Raw genomic sequence first — 13,891 nt, 5'->3', positions numbered from 1 at the left:
CGGCAAGAGAGGAGTCTGTCATGAAACTCTGTGGATTCGAGGTCGGCCTCGACAAGCCGTTCTTCCTGATCGCCGGTCCGTGCGTGATCGAGTCCGAGCAAATGGCGCTGGATACTGCCGGCGAGCTCAAGGCCATCACTGCCGAACTGGGTATCCCGTTCATCTACAAGTCGTCGTTCGACAAGGCCAACCGTTCTTCCGGCAAGTCATTCCGCGGCCTGGGGATGGAGAAGGGGCTGGAGATCCTGGCGACCGTCAAGCGCGAGGTCGGCGTGCCGGTGCTGACCGACATCCACGAGATCGACGAGATCAAGCCCGTCGCCGCCGTGGTGGACGTGCTGCAGACACCGGCCTTCCTGTGTCGCCAGACCGATTTCATCCGCGCCTGCGCCCAGAGCGGCAAGCCGGTGAACATCAAGAAGGGCCAGTTCCTGGCGCCGGGCGACATGAAGAACGTGATCGACAAGGCCCGCGACGCTGCGCGCGACGCCGGCCTGCCGGATGACGTCTTCATGGCCTGCGAACGCGGCGTCTCGTTCGGCTACAACAACCTCGTGTCCGACATGCGTTCGCTGGCGATCATGCGCGAGACGGGTGCCCCGGTGGTGTTCGATGCCACCCATTCGGTGCAACTGCCGGGCGGCCAGGGCACCAGCTCCGGCGGCCAGCGCGAGTTCGTGCCGGTGCTGTCGCGTGCGGCCGTCGCCACCGGCGTGGCGGGTCTGTTCATGGAAACGCATCCGGACCCGAACAAGGCGATGTCCGACGGCCCCAATGCGGTGCCGCTGTCGCGCATGAAGGAACTGCTGGCCGTGCTCAAGGAACTCGACACGCTGGTCAAGCGCGCCGGCTTCCTGGAAGACAACTTCGGCTGGCCGGCCTGCGCCTGAGCAGGCCAGGGCTTGTCACCACCGCGCCTATCCCGGGCGCCGGTGGTGACAAACCATATCGAAAGACAATACAAAAAATCGGGAGATTCTCCATGGCCGCGGGCTATATCATCGCCTACGTCGACGTGACCGACCCCCAGCAGTATGAAGAATACAAAGTGCTCTCGAGCCAGGCCATGCAGATCCATGGTGCCGAGGTGCTGGTGCGCGGCGGCAAGACCGAGCCGCTGGAGGGCGAGTGGGCGCCGACCCGCGTCGTGGTGCTGAAATTCCCCAGCTATGAAGCCGCCAAGTCGTTCCACGACGGCGAAGCCTATCGCGCCGCCCGCAAGGCGCGCGAGCATGCGGCAAAGATGAACATGATCGTGGTGGAAGGCGCTGCCTGAGGGTTGTCGGGCAGTTTGACATGCGCCTGACACGGGCACAGGTTGAAGTAATCAGCAGCAGCAAGAATCAACAGTCAGAGAGGAATTCATGAGTGCAATCGTAGATATCATCGGTCGCGAGGTTCTCGACTCGCGCGGCAACCCCACCGTCGAATGCGACGTGCTGCTGGAATCCGGCGTAATGGGCCGTGCGGCGGTGCCGTCGGGCGCGTCGACCGGTTCGCGCGAAGCCATTGAACTGCGTGACGGCGACAAGTCGCGTTACCTGGGCAAGGGCGTGCTGAAGGCCGTCGAGCACATCAATACCGAAATCTCCGAAGCCATCATGGGCCTGGACGCCTCCGAGCAGGCCTTCCTGGACCGCACCCTGATCGACCTCGACGGCACCGAGAACAAGGGCCGCCTGGGCGCCAACGCGATGCTGGCCGTGTCGATGGCCGTGGCCAAGGCCGCCGCCGAGGAAGCCGGCCTGCCGCTGTACCGCTACTTCGGCGGTTCGGGCGCGATGCAACTGCCGGTGCCGATGATGAACATCGTCAACGGCGGCGCGCACGCCAACAACAGCCTGGACATCCAGGAATTCATGGTCATGCCGGTGTCGCAGACCAGCTTCCGCGAAGCGCTGCGTTGCGGCGCCGAAATCTTCCACGCGCTGAAGAAGATCCTGGCTGACAAGGGCATGTCCACCGCGGTGGGCGACGAGGGCGGCTTCGCCCCGAACTTCTCGTCCAATGAGGAGTGCCTGAACACCATCGTGCAAGCCATCGAGAAGGCCGGCTACCGCGCCGGTGAAGACGTGCTGCTGGCGCTGGACTGCGCCGCCAGCGAGTTCTACCACGAAGGCGAAGGCGTGTACCAGCTGGAGGGCGAAGGCCTCAAGCTGTCGTCGACCCAGTTCGCCGACTACCTGGCCAACCTGTGCGACAAGTTCCCGATCGTCTCGATCGAGGACGGCATGGCCGAAGGCGACTGGGACGGCTGGAAGACGCTGACCGACAAGCTGGGCAAGCGCGTGCAACTGGTGGGGGACGACCTGTTCGTCACCAACACCAAGATCCTGAAGGAAGGCATCGAGAAGGGCATCGGCAACTCGATCCTGATCAAGATCAACCAGATCGGCACCCTGACCGAAACGTTCGCCGCCATCGAGATGGCCAAGCGCGCCGGCTATACCGCCGTGATCTCGCATCGTTCGGGCGAAACCGAAGACAGCACCATTGCCGACATCGCCGTGGGCACCAACGCCGGTCAGATCAAGACCGGCTCGCTGTCGCGCTCGGACCGCATGGCCAAGTACAACCAGCTGCTGCGGATCGAGGAAGACCTCGGCGATATCGCCAGCTATCCGGGCAAGGGCGCGTTCTACAATCTGCGCTGATCCTTGCCCGTCGCGCCCGTCAGTGCGGGCGTGACGAAGTGGCTGTAAAAGGGCGGTGGCACGGATAACATCCGGCCACCGCCGTTTTTGTATCGAAATCTGCCTGGCAATTGCCTTCCGGGCTGACTTCGCAGATCATTGTGCGGAATTTCTCGTCCGCAACCTTTCATGCGTCTGATTTCGCTGCTGTTGTTCGTGCTGCTGCTCGCGGTCCAGTATCCGCTCTGGCTGGGCAAGGGTGGCTGGCTGCGCGTCTGGGACCTGAACCGGCAGCTGACCGAGCAAGGTACCCGCAACCAGACGCTCAAGCTGCGTAACGCCAAGCTGGAAGGGGAAGTTGCCGACCTGCAGGACGGCACCGGCGCAATCGAGGAACGTGCCCGCTATGAGCTGGGCATGGTGAGGGAAGGCGAGGTGTTCGTGCAGTTCGTGGCACCGGCGCCAAAGGTCAGCGCTACGCCGCCGCTGCCGCCGCCGGCGAATTCCGTCGCCGGTCGCGGCGGACACTGACCACGTTCTCACTGACCAATCTGTTTCCTGCCGGCGGCACCCTGGCCGTCACCACCAGTACGGATAGCCGCCCCAGTAGCCGGGCATTCCCACGCTGACGCCGCCACCCCAGTGGCCGCCTCCCCATCCTCCGTAAAACAGATTCCAGCTGGTATTGGGATAGGCATATGCCGCACGCGCATAGGCCTCGGCCTGTTGCTGCCGAGCAATGGCGTCAGCCTGTTCTCGCAGCACCTCCTGGTTCAAGGCATCGAGCTTTTGGCGAGCTTCGGGCGTCAGCCGGGCCGGCGGCATGGTGTTCGGGGCGAGCCGCGCCGTCGGGGGCGAGCCGTTGGCGTCGCGCGGGATCTGCGCGCAGCCGGCGGCCAGCAGCAGGGCGCCTGCCGCGGCCAAGGCAAAAGCGCCACGCAGCTGGCCGCGCGTGGCGGCCGCTGTCGTGGCGCTGGATTCGGGTAAGGGGCGGGAGGCTTCGGCGGACATGGCGGTTCTCGGTCTCGCGAGTACAGCGATCGTACAGCCGTTGGACAGGGCGGCGCGCCGGATGTTTCCGTTACGCCGCTCCGGTTGCCGCCACGGAGCAAGCCGTGGAACGCCGCCTCAGTGGTGCTGGTGCGCGCCAGCCCCGGTGGCGATGTGCGTGGCCGAGAACAGCTGGGCGCAGTCGACCGGGTCGAACTCATAGCGCTGGCCGCAGAAATCGCAATGGATCTCCACGTTGCCGCGCTCGGCGATGATGCCCTCGATCTCTTCCCGCCCCAGCGACTGCAGCATGCCCGCTACCTTGGGGCGCGAGCACGAGCAATGGAAATGCGGCGTGATCGGCTCGAACACGCGCAGGCCGGCGTCCTGCAGGTCTTCCCAGAACAGGCGGCGCAGCAGCGTCTCGGGCGCCTCGGCCAGCAGTTCTTCGGTCTTGAGCGTGTTGCCCAGCTGCACCGCGCGATCCCAGGTATCCAGGTCCTGGGCCTTGGCATGGCTGGCCAGCGGTGCGCCGGTCTCGCCAACGTCGGCAGTGCCGCCGTAGGAAGGCAGCTTCTGCAGCAGCATGCCGGCGGCCACGCGGTCGTCGGCGGCCAGCCACAGGCGCGTGTCGAGCTGCTCGGAGGCCTTCATGTAGTGCTCCAGCACCGCGCTGATCGACGGCAGCGGGCCGTGCTCGTCCGCCAGCGGCACGATGCCCTGGTACGGCTGCTGTCCCGGCAGCTTGTCCTTCGGGTCGAGCGTGATGGCAAAGCGGCCGTGGCCGTGCGCATGGACCAGGTCGGCCAGCGTGGCGTCGCCGGCAATCTCCGCGCCTTCGGCCAGCTTGGCGGTGGCACGCATCGACAGGTCGGACAGGCATTCCACCACCAGCATCCGCACCGGGCCATCGCCGTGCAGCTGCATCACCAGCGCGCCATTGAACTTCAGGTTGGCCGACAGCAGTGCCGCGGCGGCCATCATCTCGCCCAGCAGCCGGCGCACCGGCGTGGGGTAGCTGTGGCGGCCCAGCACTTCCTGCCAGGTGGCCTCCATGCGCACCAGTTCGCCGCGCACGGGAGCGGCGTCGAACAGGAACTTTTGCAGGGTGTCGGGGGTGGTGGGGGTAGTCTGGGTCACGTTGTCTGTCGAGTAATGCGATGGATGCCGCCGCGGCGCCGGCCGGGTTCAGCCGATCCGCTTGAGCTGTTGCTTGTACATGGCCTGCCGCGAGGCGTAGGTTTCGGCGTTGCGGTACAGGTTGGCGACGTCCTCGTCGGTCAGCTGCCGCACCACCTTGGCCGGCGCGCCCAGGATCAGCGAGCGGTCCGGAAAGACCTTGCCCTCGGTGACCACGGCGCCCGCGCCGACCAGGCATTCCTTGCCGATCACGGCACGGTTCAGCACCACGGCCTGGATGCCGATCAGCGAGCCTTCGCCGACAGTGCAACCGTGCAGCATGGCCTGGTGGCCGATCGAGACCTTGTCGCCCAGGGTCAGCGGGCAGCCCGGGTCGGTGTGCAGCACCGAGCCCTCCTGGATATTGGTGTCATGGCCCACCACGATCGGCTCGTTGTCGCCGCGGATCACGACACCGGGCCAGGCGCTGGCGCGGGACTTGAGGGTCACGTTGCCGATGACGGTGGCTTCCGGGGCCACGTAGGCTTCGCTGTCGATATTGGGCTTGACGTCGCCGAGCTGGTAAAGCGCCATGAGGTCTCCTGCACGAAAGGCATATGTTGAAGTGGGGGTTGCCGCCGGACTTTAAAGGGCCAGGGCGGGATGCGGGCGCGAGGCGCCACGGGATTGCGCCGCTTGCACGGCAGTCGGGTGCCGGCGAGGCCCTACAATGGCGGCAGACCGGATTTTACGCCCATGCCAGAAAAAACACCCGCCGCCGCTTCGCCTGATTCGTCACTTTCGCCGCGCCACCAGGCGCTGGCGGTGCTGTGCATGACGGACGCCCGAGAGAAGGCCACGGCGGCGCGCGCACTTTATCGCCTGGCGATGTTGCTGCCGGATGAGGCATTGGCCGCTGGCGAGGCGATTCAGGCCGATGCCGCCCAGGCCATTCCCGGCCGCCCCGCGCGGCCGCCGCTGGTGGCGCCGCAAGCCGTGGAGCGGCGCCGCTCGCTGCATACCGCCGCCGGTCGCGCGGCGATGATCCATGCGCTGTGCCATATCGAGTTCAACGCCATCAACCTGGCGCTGGACGCGGCCTGGCGCTTTGCCGGCATGCCGCCCGGCTACTACCGCGACTGGCTGCGCGTGGCCGACGAAGAGGCGCTGCATTTCACGCTGCTGGCCGACCACCTCGGCACGCTGGACGCGGCCTACGGCGATTTCCCGGCCCACAACAGCCTGTGGGAGATGACCGACAAGACCGCTGGCGATGTGCTGGCGCGCATGGCCCTGGTGCCGCGCACGCTCGAGGCGCGCGGGCTCGATGCCTCGCCGCCGGTGCGTGCGAGGCTGGCGGGTGCCGGCGACCATGCCGCCGCAGCCATCATCGACCTCATCCTGCGCGATGAGGTCGGCCACGTGGCCATCGGCAACCACTGGTACCGCTGGCTGTGCGCGCAGCGCGGGCTGGACCCCGTTGCCACCTACGCGCAGCTGGCCGAGCAGTACCGCGCGCCGAAGCTGCGCGGACCGTTCAACCTGGAAGCCCGCCGCGCGGCTGGTTTTGACGAGGACGAACTGGCCTGGCTGGAGGCCTCGGCCGGTTGAGCCTGGTTGAGCCGGGCCCGCGCCCGGCACTGGCGGGGATCATCCGCGCGGCGGGAAACCATGCTTGCGCGCCGACCAGGCCGCCAGCCAGGTTGCCGTGAGCAAGGCCGCCAGCACGGGCGGGAAGGCGCCGATCCCGAACCCATCGAGCAGCACCCCGCCGATGACACCGCCGCCAGCAATGGCGAGGTTCCATGCCGTGACCAGCATCGACTGGGCCACGTCTGCGGAGTTGCCGGCGGTCTTCGCCAGCGCAGTCTGGAACAGCGTGGCGACACCGCCAAAGCCCAGGCCCCAGATTCCGGCCGCGGCATAGATCACGGCAGGGTGCTCGCCCCCGACCCCAAGCGCCAGCACCGAAAGCCCGAACATCAGCGTGCTGGCCAGCGTCAGTGCCCGCAGCCAGTTGTCGATCAGCATGCCGGTGATCCAGATGCCGGCGAGCGAGGCCACGCCAAACACAAGCAGGACAAGATCAAGCCGTGCCCCGGCATTTCCTTCACGCAGGAACGGCGCGATATAGGTGTAGAGGATGTTGTGCGCCAGCACGAAGGCTAGCGTCACGAAGAGGACGGGGCGCACCCCCGGCATGGTGAGCACGCGCGCGACCGGCAGGCGCTGGCTGGCGGGCTGGCCGGCGAAATCCGGCACGCTGGCCCGTACCCAGGCGATCAGGCCCAGCGTCATTACGCTCATGATGCCGAAGCACGTGCGCCAACCCATGATCGCACCGAGGAATGTCCCGGATGGCACACCCAGCGACAAGGCAAGGGGGATGCCCACCATCGCGACGGCAATGGCCCGCCCTTTCATGTGATCGGGAACCATGCGTGCGGCATAGCCGGCGAGCAGCGCCCACAGCAGCCCGGCGGATACGCCGGCGAGAAAGCGCGCAGCCATGGTCAGCGTATAGCTGCCGGATGCGGCCGTCACCGCGTTGGCGATGGCGAAACCCGCGATGGCAAGCAACAGCAGCGGTCGCCGCCGCAGGCCTTGCGTGGCGGCTGTCAGTGGAATGGCGGCGACCAGCGAACCGAAGGCGTAGATGGTGACGAGCTGGCCGGCAAGCGGCTCGGAGATGGCAAGGCCCGCGCCGATCTGCGGCAGGAGCCCTGCCGGCAAGGCCTCGGTCAGGACGGTGATGAAGCCTGCGACGGCAAGCGCAAGCAGTGCCGGAAGCGGTAGCCGTGCAGGCTGCGCGCCCAGGTGTGCATCGTTCGCAAGCGTGTTGGTGGCTATGGTCATGTTGGCGCCTTGGGAATGGGTCATGCGTTGCGTGTGGATGACTGCACGGTAGTTGGGCCGACGCCATAGACCGCGTCGCGCAGGTCGGTGACGAAGCGGCCGGACATGCCCTCGTACAGCGTGTTGGTGAACGCCACCACGCTAAGTCCCTGGCTGCGGTCGACGAACCAGGCGTGGCCGTAGGCGCCGCCCCAGCGCCAGGTGCCGGCGGATTCCGGGGAACCCGCCAGGCGCGGGTCGCGCAGCACCGAGAAGCCCAGCCCGAAGCCGGTTCCCGGCGCATCGGGCAGATCCTGGCCACCGGTCTGGTCGCGCGCCATGTCGTCGACCAGAGCGGATGGCAGCAATGCGCCGCCGCCCTGGCGCAAGGTCTCCAGCAGTCGCAGGAAGTCTTGTGCGGTGCCCGCCATGCCCGCGCCGCCGGAGGGGAAGGCCCGCGCATTGAAGATGCGGGCAGGGCTGTAGGGAATGCCGACCGTGCCTTCTACCACAGGCACGGTTTCGCCTTCGCGCAGGCGGTGCGGGCGAGGGCTGTCATTCACATATGGGGTCGGCACGCGATGCGCATCGCGTGCCACGAAGCCGGTGTCGGCCATGCCCAGCGGGCCGGTGACCAGTTGTCGCACGGCGGTGTCCAGCGGCGTGCCATGGATGCGCTCGATCAGCGCGCCCAGCACGTCGGTCGCGAGCGAGTAGCCCCACGCGTTGCCGGGTTCGTACAGCAAGGGCACGCTGGCGATGCGCCGCAGGTTCTCGGCCAGGCTGATGGTGGCCTCGTCCATGCCGTCGGAGACGCCGGCGCGGGCATAGGGTCCGTCTTCGCCGGACTCGAAGAAGCGATAGCCCAGCCCGGCGGTATGGCTGAGCAGTTGCCGCGCCGTGATCCGTGCCGGTCGGTCATCAACCAGGCTCGGGCGGAATTCCGGCAGCCAATGGTCGATGCCCTGGTCAAGGTCAAGCCGGCCCTGTGCCACCAGCACCAGCGCGGCCACGGAAACGATGGGCTTGCTCACGGAAGCCAGGCGGAAGACGGCATCCAGCGCCATCGGCCGCCCGTTTTCCCGGTCGGTCAGGCCAGCCGCCTTCTGGTGGACCAGTACGCCGTCACAGCTGACCAGCACGACGGCGCCGACCAGTCGCTGCTGGTCCAGCGCCTGCCGGATAACGGCGTCGATACGCGCATTCAGGGACGCGGGGGATGCAGGGGACGCATCCGGGCGTGATGCAATCGCGGGGAGTGACACAGCGGATTCCTTTTTCGATAAGTGACCTGCCCACGATAAGGAACCCACCATTAATGAAAAAGTGGGCTACAGTTCCTTTTTCTCCGGAACTTTGTGTCCGCAATCGGGTGGCGTTATGGATAGCATCAGTAGCTTCGCCGTGTTTGTGCAGGTGGCCGAGACGCGCAGTTTTGTCGCGGCCGGCCGCTTGCTCGGGGTGTCGGCCTCTGCCGTCGGCAAGAGCGTGGCGCGGCTGGAAGAAAGGCTCGGCGTACGCCTGTTCCATCGCAGTACGCGCAGCGTCACGCTGACCGCCGAAGGCGCGCTGTTCCTGGAGCGCAGCCGCCGCGTCCTCGCCGAAATCGAGGCGGCGGAACTGGAACTGGCCGAAGCCACCGCGGCGCCGCGCGGCCGCCTGCGGGTCAGCCTGCCGCTGGTCAGTTCACTGGTGTTGCCCGTGCTCGGCGATTTCATGCGCGAGTATCCGGACATCAAGCTGGACCTGGATTTCACCGACCAGTTGGTCGATGTCATCGAAGAAGGCTTCGATGCGGTCGTCCGGACCGGCGCGCCTACCGACTCGCGCCTGTCGGCGCGCAGGCTGGGTGCGTTCCACGCCATGCTGGTTGCCTCGCCCGAGTACCTGGCGCAGCATGGCACTCCTAAGGTCCCTGGCGACCTGGCCGGCCATGCTTGCCTGCACTACCGCTTTCCGAACACCGGCAAGCTCGAGGCATGGCCCCTGCGGCACGCGCCGGGGGATCCCGAGCCGGTGTTGCCGACGTCGATGATCTGCAACAACATCGAGACGCGCTTGTGTTTTGCGCTGCGCGGCCTGGGCATTGCCTGCCTGCCGGATTTCTCGATCCGTGAGCAACTGGCCGATGGCAGCCTGTGCCATGTCCTGCCGGATCATGTGGGGCCGGCCAAAGCCTTTCACGTACTCTGGCCGGCGAGCAAGCATCCTTCGCCCAAGGTACGGGCGTTGGTGGATTTCCTCTGCGCGCGGGTCTTTCCCGCCGATGTGGCGGCGTCGGCGGCGTCGGCGGCATCGGCCAGGCGCGGGCCAGCCCGACGCCTGCCGGCGCTGTCGCGGCGAGGGTGAGCCTAGGCGCGCTTGCCTGCGCGCTCTTCCTCCAGCAAGCGCAGCACGCGCCGTTGAATCTTGCCGGTGGTGGTCATCGGCAGCTGGTCGATGAACTCAATGGCCTTCGGGTATTCATACGGCGCCAGCTGGCCACGCACGTGCGCCTGCAATTCAGCCACCAGCGCAGCCACCAGTGCCGCGTCGCCGTCGAACGAACGCGCCACCGACGGCGTCAGCACCACAAAGGCCTTGACCACCGCGCCGCGCTCGGGATCGGGCGAAGGCACCACCGCGCAGTTGGACACCGCCGGATGCTTGAGCAGGCAGTTCTCGATCTCGCTCGGCCCGATGCGGTAGCCCGAGGACTTGAACACATCGTCGGCACGGCCCTGGTACCAAAGGTAGCCATCGGCATCGATGCGCGCGAGATCGCCCGTGCGGCACCAGCGCAGGCCGTCGCGCTCGACGTACTTGCCCGCGGTCGCCGCGTCGTTTTTCCAGTAGCCGAGGAAGAACACCGGGTCCGGATGCCCGGAGACATCGGTGGCACAGACCGCGACCTCGCCGTCCTCGCCCGGCGCGCAGGGGCGGCCTTCATCGTCGATCACCTGCACGCGATGGCCGGGGTAGGGGCGGCCCATCGAGCCGGGCCGCGCCGGCCAGCCCAGGCGCTCGTTGTCGTTCTGCGCGGTGCAGTTGCCGACGATGTAGTTGATCTCGGTCTGGCCGAACATCTCGTTGACGATCACGCCGAGCGCGTCGCGGCACCAGCCGAACACGGTCTCGCCAACCGCTTCGCCGGCGCTCATCAATGCCCGCAGCCTGATGTCATAGCGCTGCCGCGGCTCGGGGCAGGCCTTCATCATCTGCTTGAGCGCGGTCGGGAACAGGAAGGTGTTGGTGACGGCGTAGCGCTCGAGCAGCTCGAAGGCGCGCTCGGCGGAGAAGCGGCCCTGGTAGCCGACAATGGGCTTGCCGAAGTACAGCGCCGGCATCAGCGCATCCCACAGCCCGCCGGTCCAGGCCCAGTCGGCCGGGCTCCAGAACACATCGTCATCCTGCGGATACCAGTTCTGCGAGCAGACAAAGCCGGTCAGGTTGCCGACCAGCGCGCGGTGCGGGATCAGCGCGCCCTTGGGCGGTCCGGTGGTGCCGCTGGTGTAGATCAGCACGGCGGCCGCGTCGGCCTTGGTCTGCTCAGCGGTGAAGGCAGGCAACTGCGCGGCCAGCAGCACGTCCCAGTCATGGTCGCCGCGGCCGTGCGTATCGCCGGCGGCGATCACGGTGGCCAGCGCCGGGCATTCCGGTCGCGCGGCGAGCACGTTGTCGATCGAGGTTTCGTCGGCGATCGCCACGCTGGCTTCGCTGTGCGCGATGCGGTAGGCCAGCGCCTCCGGCCCGAACAGCATCGACAGCGGCATCGCGATCGCGCCCAGCTGGTAGATCGCCATATGGGCGATCACGGTCTCGATCCGCTGGGGCATCACGATTGCAACGCGGTCGCCGCGCGCCACGCCAAGGTCGCGCAGTGCCGCCGAGAGCCGGTTGGCCTCGGCCTGGATGTAGGCGAAGGTATGCGCGTTGCGCCGGCCGTCTTCATGCTCGGTATAGACGGCGATGCGGTCCATGGTTGCCGGATCCCGCGCCCAGCGGCCGCAGCAGGCTTCGGCAATGTTGAAATTCGGGGGGATTTCCCAGCGGAAGGATTCGTACAGCGCGCGGTAGTCGTCGCGCCGGTTTGCCGGCAAGGCAGCTGCGGCCATCCAAGATCTCCTGAAGGTCTCCTGTCCGTTCGCCGGCGCGGCAAGCTGCTAATGGCACTGGCCGCTATAATGCCTGCAAGCGAACGATCGTTCTATTTTGTCGAGGCTTCCCTTCGCCAGCCCTGGCGGCAGGAAGACCCGACGCCAGGGTGGAGACAATGACAATCAAGGAAACTTCGCGGTCTGAATTTATCACGTTGCGCGGGCTGCGCTACCACGTGCGCCACTGGGGCTCGCCCGGCGCGCGCAAGCTGTTCATGCTGCATGGCTGGATGGACGTGGCCGCCTCGTTCCAGTTTCTGGTCGACCACCTGCGCGGCGACTGGCACGTGATCGCCCCCGACTGGCGCGGCTTTGGCGAGACCGACTGGCCTTCGCGCTATCCCGGCACGCAGTCCTATTGGTTCCCCGACTACATCGCCGACCTGGAGGCGCTGCTCGATCACTACCAGCCGGAAGGGCAGGCAGACCTGGTCGGCCACAGCATGGGCGCCAACGTGATCTGCCTGTACGCCGGCATCCGCCCCGCACGCGTGCGCCGCGTGGTGGACCTGGAAGGCTTCGGCATGACGGCGACACGGCCGGTGCACGCCCCCAAGCGCTACGCGCGCTGGCTGGACGACATGCGCACAGGCGCCGAGCTGAGAACCTACGACAGTGTCGACGGCGTGGCCGCGCGCCTGCAGAAGACCAATCCGCGTTTGCCCGACGACCGCGCCGCGTTCCTGGCCGCGCACTGGTCGCGCCGGAGTGCAGACGGCCGCTGGGAAATCCTGGGCGACCCGGCGCACAAACTGGTCAATCCGATGCTGTACCGGCTTGATGAGGTGATGGCGATCTGGGAACAGGTCAGCGCACCGGTGTTGCATGTGGAGGCGCGCGATTCGGAGACGCTGCGTAATATCGCCCACAAGCAGAGCATCGACGAATTCAAGCAGCGCTTCCGCGCCTTCCGCGATTTCCGTGAAGCGGTGATCGACGACGCCGGCCACATGCTCCACCACGACCAGCCGGCCGCGGTGGCCGAGCTGGTCGAGTCGTTCTGCCTGTAGTGCGGGCCCCGCTGTGCGACGCCCGCTCTCAGGCGTGGGTGAGCTTTTCCTTCAGCGCGGCGTTGTTGCTGGTGTGGACATGCACCAGCGCCTTCTCCGGGAAGGCGTAGTGATACGCCTTGCGCAGCGCCAGCGCGGCTTCGTGGAAGCCGGACAGGATCAGCTTCTGCTTGTTGGGATAGAAGGCGATATCGCCCGCGGCAAAGATGCCGCGGCGCGAGCTTTCATACGTGGTGGTGTCGACCAGGATGCGGCCGGCACGCATGTCCATGTCCCATTGCGCGATCGGGCCGGGCTCGGACACCAGGCCGTATAGCGCCACCAGCTCATCGGCGGGCAGCATCTGGCTGCCGTCGCGGGTGCGCACTTCCACTTCGGCCAGTGCATCGCCATCGGTGCGCAGGGTGCCTAGCATGCCGACCACGAAATCCATCTCGCCGGCCGCCACCGCGGCGCGCATCTCGGCCACGGTGCCATCAGCGGCGCGGAAGCCCTCGCGCCGGTGCAGCAGCGTCACGCGAGCTGCCACCTTGCGCAGCGCCAGCGCCCAGTCCAGCGCCGAGTCGCCGCCGCCGGCGACGATTACCCGCTTGCCGGCAAAGCGCGATACATCGCGCACGGCGTAGTGCACGTGGCGGCCTTCCAACGCCGCGGCTTCCGGCACCGCAACGCGCTGCGGCGCGAACGCGCCCGCGCCGGAGCAGACCAGCACCGCTGCGACATCGAAGCGCTTGCCGCCATCGGTGGTGACCTGCATGCGCTCGTGGGCCGGCTGGCCGTGCTGCGGAGGCGCGCCGGGGATTTCGGACACGCTTTCTGCGCGCTGGCCGAAATGCATCGGGAAGGCGAACGGCGCGCATTGCTCCAGCAACCGGTCCACCAGGTCCTGCGCCAGGCAGCCGGGGACGGCCGGGATGTCGTAGATCGGCTTTTCGGGATACAGCTCGGTGCACTGGCCGCCGGCGCGATCGAGCACGTCGATCAGTTCACATTTGAGGCCGAGCACGCCAGCCTGGAAGGCGGCGAACAGCCCGACCGGGCCGGCGCCCACGATCAGGACATCTGTGGTGGTGACGGCGGGCGTGGCGGTGGTGGTGTCGGTAGACATGGCAGGCAAGGCGGGCACGGACGGCCCGCGGAAGATGGTGCAAAGCCCGACTATACCCCG

General features: G+C 67.1%; 14 protein-coding genes. 7 read left to right on the top strand and 7 right to left on the bottom strand.

The window, feature by feature from the left end; all coding sequences use genetic code 11:
• The first annotated feature begins 20 nt into the window (after nt 1-20).
• The 4 genes from kdsA (at nt 21) to ftsB (ending at nt 3,164) form a co-directional block, all read left to right on the top strand.
• Nucleotides 21-890 (top strand): 3-deoxy-8-phosphooctulonate synthase, encoded by an 870-nt coding sequence (gene kdsA / locus ACIP1U_RS09260; protein WP_400314157.1) that lies wholly within the window; start codon nt 21-23, stop codon nt 888-890.
• Nucleotides 891-982: 92 nt separating this feature from the next.
• The gene (locus ACIP1U_RS09255) at nt 983-1,276 is read left to right on the top strand and encodes a DUF1330 domain-containing protein (RefSeq protein WP_400314156.1); all 294 of its coding nucleotides are present in this window, start codon (nt 983-985) and stop codon (nt 1,274-1,276) included.
• An 88-nt stretch (nt 1,277-1,364) separates the two neighbouring features.
• Nucleotides 1,365-2,654, top strand: coding sequence for a phosphopyruvate hydratase (gene eno, locus ACIP1U_RS09250; protein WP_209757015.1), 1,290 nt, complete (start codon nt 1,365-1,367; stop codon nt 2,652-2,654).
• Between the two features lie 168 nt (nt 2,655-2,822).
• Nucleotides 2,823-3,164: a cell division protein FtsB gene (gene ftsB, locus ACIP1U_RS09245; RefSeq protein WP_029046895.1), complete on the top strand. Its 342-nt coding sequence runs from the start codon at nt 2,823-2,825 to the stop codon at nt 3,162-3,164.
• A 48-nt stretch (nt 3,165-3,212) separates the two neighbouring features.
• Here ftsB and ACIP1U_RS09240 read toward each other — a convergent pair whose 3' ends face one another.
• The 3 genes from ACIP1U_RS09240 to ACIP1U_RS09230 all read right to left on the bottom strand — a co-directional run bounded on the left by ACIP1U_RS09240 (nt 3,213) and on the right by ACIP1U_RS09230 (nt 5,336).
• The gene (locus tag ACIP1U_RS09240) at nt 3,213-3,644 is read right to left on the bottom strand and encodes a hypothetical protein (RefSeq protein WP_400314154.1); all 432 of its coding nucleotides are present in this window, start codon (nt 3,642-3,644) and stop codon (nt 3,213-3,215) included.
• Between the two features lie 117 nt (nt 3,645-3,761).
• Nucleotides 3,762-4,763 (bottom strand): Hsp33 family molecular chaperone HslO, encoded by a 1,002-nt coding sequence (locus ACIP1U_RS09235; RefSeq protein ID WP_400314152.1) that lies wholly within the window; start codon nt 4,761-4,763, stop codon nt 3,762-3,764.
• Nucleotides 4,764-4,811: 48 nt separating this feature from the next.
• Nucleotides 4,812-5,336 (bottom strand): gamma carbonic anhydrase family protein, encoded by a 525-nt coding sequence (locus tag ACIP1U_RS09230; protein WP_063238435.1) that lies wholly within the window; start codon nt 5,334-5,336, stop codon nt 4,812-4,814.
• A gap of 162 nt (nt 5,337-5,498) precedes the next feature.
• Between ACIP1U_RS09230 and ACIP1U_RS09225 the strand changes: the two genes are divergently transcribed.
• The gene (locus ACIP1U_RS09225; RefSeq protein WP_400314150.1) at nt 5,499-6,353 is read left to right on the top strand and encodes a ferritin-like domain-containing protein; all 855 of its coding nucleotides are present in this window, start codon (nt 5,499-5,501) and stop codon (nt 6,351-6,353) included.
• A gap of 39 nt (nt 6,354-6,392) precedes the next feature.
• Here ACIP1U_RS09225 and ACIP1U_RS09220 read toward each other — a convergent pair whose 3' ends face one another.
• Together ACIP1U_RS09220 and ACIP1U_RS09215 are read right to left on the bottom strand one after the other, a co-directional pair.
• On the bottom strand, nt 6,393-7,598 hold the full coding sequence (locus ACIP1U_RS09220; RefSeq protein ID WP_400314403.1) for an MFS transporter: 1,206 nt from the start codon (nt 7,596-7,598) through the stop codon (nt 6,393-6,395).
• A 20-nt stretch (nt 7,599-7,618) separates the two neighbouring features.
• A complete protein-coding gene (locus ACIP1U_RS09215) occupies nt 7,619-8,842 on the bottom strand; it encodes a serine hydrolase domain-containing protein (RefSeq protein WP_400314148.1) in 1,224 nt (407 codons plus the stop codon).
• A 115-nt stretch (nt 8,843-8,957) separates the two neighbouring features.
• Here ACIP1U_RS09215 and ACIP1U_RS09210 point away from each other — a divergent pair, with 115 nt between their 5' ends.
• Nucleotides 8,958-9,926, top strand: coding sequence for a LysR family transcriptional regulator (locus ACIP1U_RS09210; protein WP_400314147.1), 969 nt, complete (start codon nt 8,958-8,960; stop codon nt 9,924-9,926).
• Between the two features lie 2 nt (nt 9,927-9,928).
• On the opposite strand, the gene ACIP1U_RS09205 is transcribed toward ACIP1U_RS09210, so the two are convergent.
• The gene (locus tag ACIP1U_RS09205; protein ID WP_400314146.1) at nt 9,929-11,671 is read right to left on the bottom strand and encodes an acyl-CoA synthetase; all 1,743 of its coding nucleotides are present in this window, start codon (nt 11,669-11,671) and stop codon (nt 9,929-9,931) included.
• A gap of 158 nt (nt 11,672-11,829) precedes the next feature.
• Here ACIP1U_RS09205 and ACIP1U_RS09200 point away from each other — a divergent pair, with 158 nt between their 5' ends.
• A complete protein-coding gene (locus ACIP1U_RS09200) occupies nt 11,830-12,723 on the top strand; it encodes an alpha/beta fold hydrolase (protein WP_400314144.1) in 894 nt (297 codons plus the stop codon).
• 28 nt (nt 12,724-12,751) lie between these two features.
• Here the strand turns inward: ACIP1U_RS09200 and ACIP1U_RS09195 are convergent, their stop codons facing one another.
• Nucleotides 12,752-13,831 (bottom strand): NAD(P)/FAD-dependent oxidoreductase, encoded by a 1,080-nt coding sequence (locus ACIP1U_RS09195; protein WP_400314142.1) that lies wholly within the window; start codon nt 13,829-13,831, stop codon nt 12,752-12,754.
• Nucleotides 13,832-13,891: the final 60 nt, after the last annotated feature.

Origin of the sequence: Cupriavidus sp. NPDC089707 (genome assembly GCF_044748965.1) — a bacterium.
In the GTDB taxonomy this organism is placed as follows: Bacteria; Pseudomonadota; Gammaproteobacteria; order Burkholderiales; family Burkholderiaceae; genus Cupriavidus.
Note: the sequence above shows the minus strand (reverse complement) of the source record. Positions and strands in the feature narration are given on the sequence as shown.

Bases quoted from the DNA above. Each gene is read 5' to 3' on its own strand.
- ACIP1U_RS09205 (WP_400314146.1), bottom strand. From the start codon at position 11,671: ATGGCCGCAGCTGCCTTGCCGGCAAACCGGCGCGACGACTACCGCGCG.
- ACIP1U_RS09255 (WP_400314156.1), top strand. From the start codon at position 983: ATGGCCGCGGGCTATATCATCGCCTACGTCGACGTGACCGACCCCCAG.
- ftsB (WP_029046895.1), top strand. From the start codon at position 2,823: ATGCGTCTGATTTCGCTGCTGTTGTTCGTGCTGCTGCTCGCGGTCCAG.
- ACIP1U_RS09230 (WP_063238435.1), bottom strand. From the start codon at position 5,336: ATGGCGCTTTACCAGCTCGGCGACGTCAAGCCCAATATCGACAGCGAA.
- ACIP1U_RS09240 (WP_400314154.1), bottom strand. From the start codon at position 3,644: ATGTCCGCCGAAGCCTCCCGCCCCTTACCCGAATCCAGCGCCACGACA.
- ACIP1U_RS09210 (WP_400314147.1), top strand. From the start codon at position 8,958: ATGGATAGCATCAGTAGCTTCGCCGTGTTTGTGCAGGTGGCCGAGACG.
- eno (WP_209757015.1), top strand. From the start codon at position 1,365: ATGAGTGCAATCGTAGATATCATCGGTCGCGAGGTTCTCGACTCGCGC.
- ACIP1U_RS09200 (WP_400314144.1), top strand. From the start codon at position 11,830: ATGACAATCAAGGAAACTTCGCGGTCTGAATTTATCACGTTGCGCGGG.
- ACIP1U_RS09220 (WP_400314403.1), bottom strand. From the start codon at position 7,598: ATGACCATAGCCACCAACACGCTTGCGAACGATGCACACCTGGGCGCG.
- kdsA (WP_400314157.1), top strand. From the start codon at position 21: ATGAAACTCTGTGGATTCGAGGTCGGCCTCGACAAGCCGTTCTTCCTG.
- ACIP1U_RS09195 (WP_400314142.1), bottom strand. From the start codon at position 13,831: ATGTCTACCGACACCACCACCGCCACGCCCGCCGTCACCACCACAGAT.
- ACIP1U_RS09225 (WP_400314150.1), top strand. From the start codon at position 5,499: ATGCCAGAAAAAACACCCGCCGCCGCTTCGCCTGATTCGTCACTTTCG.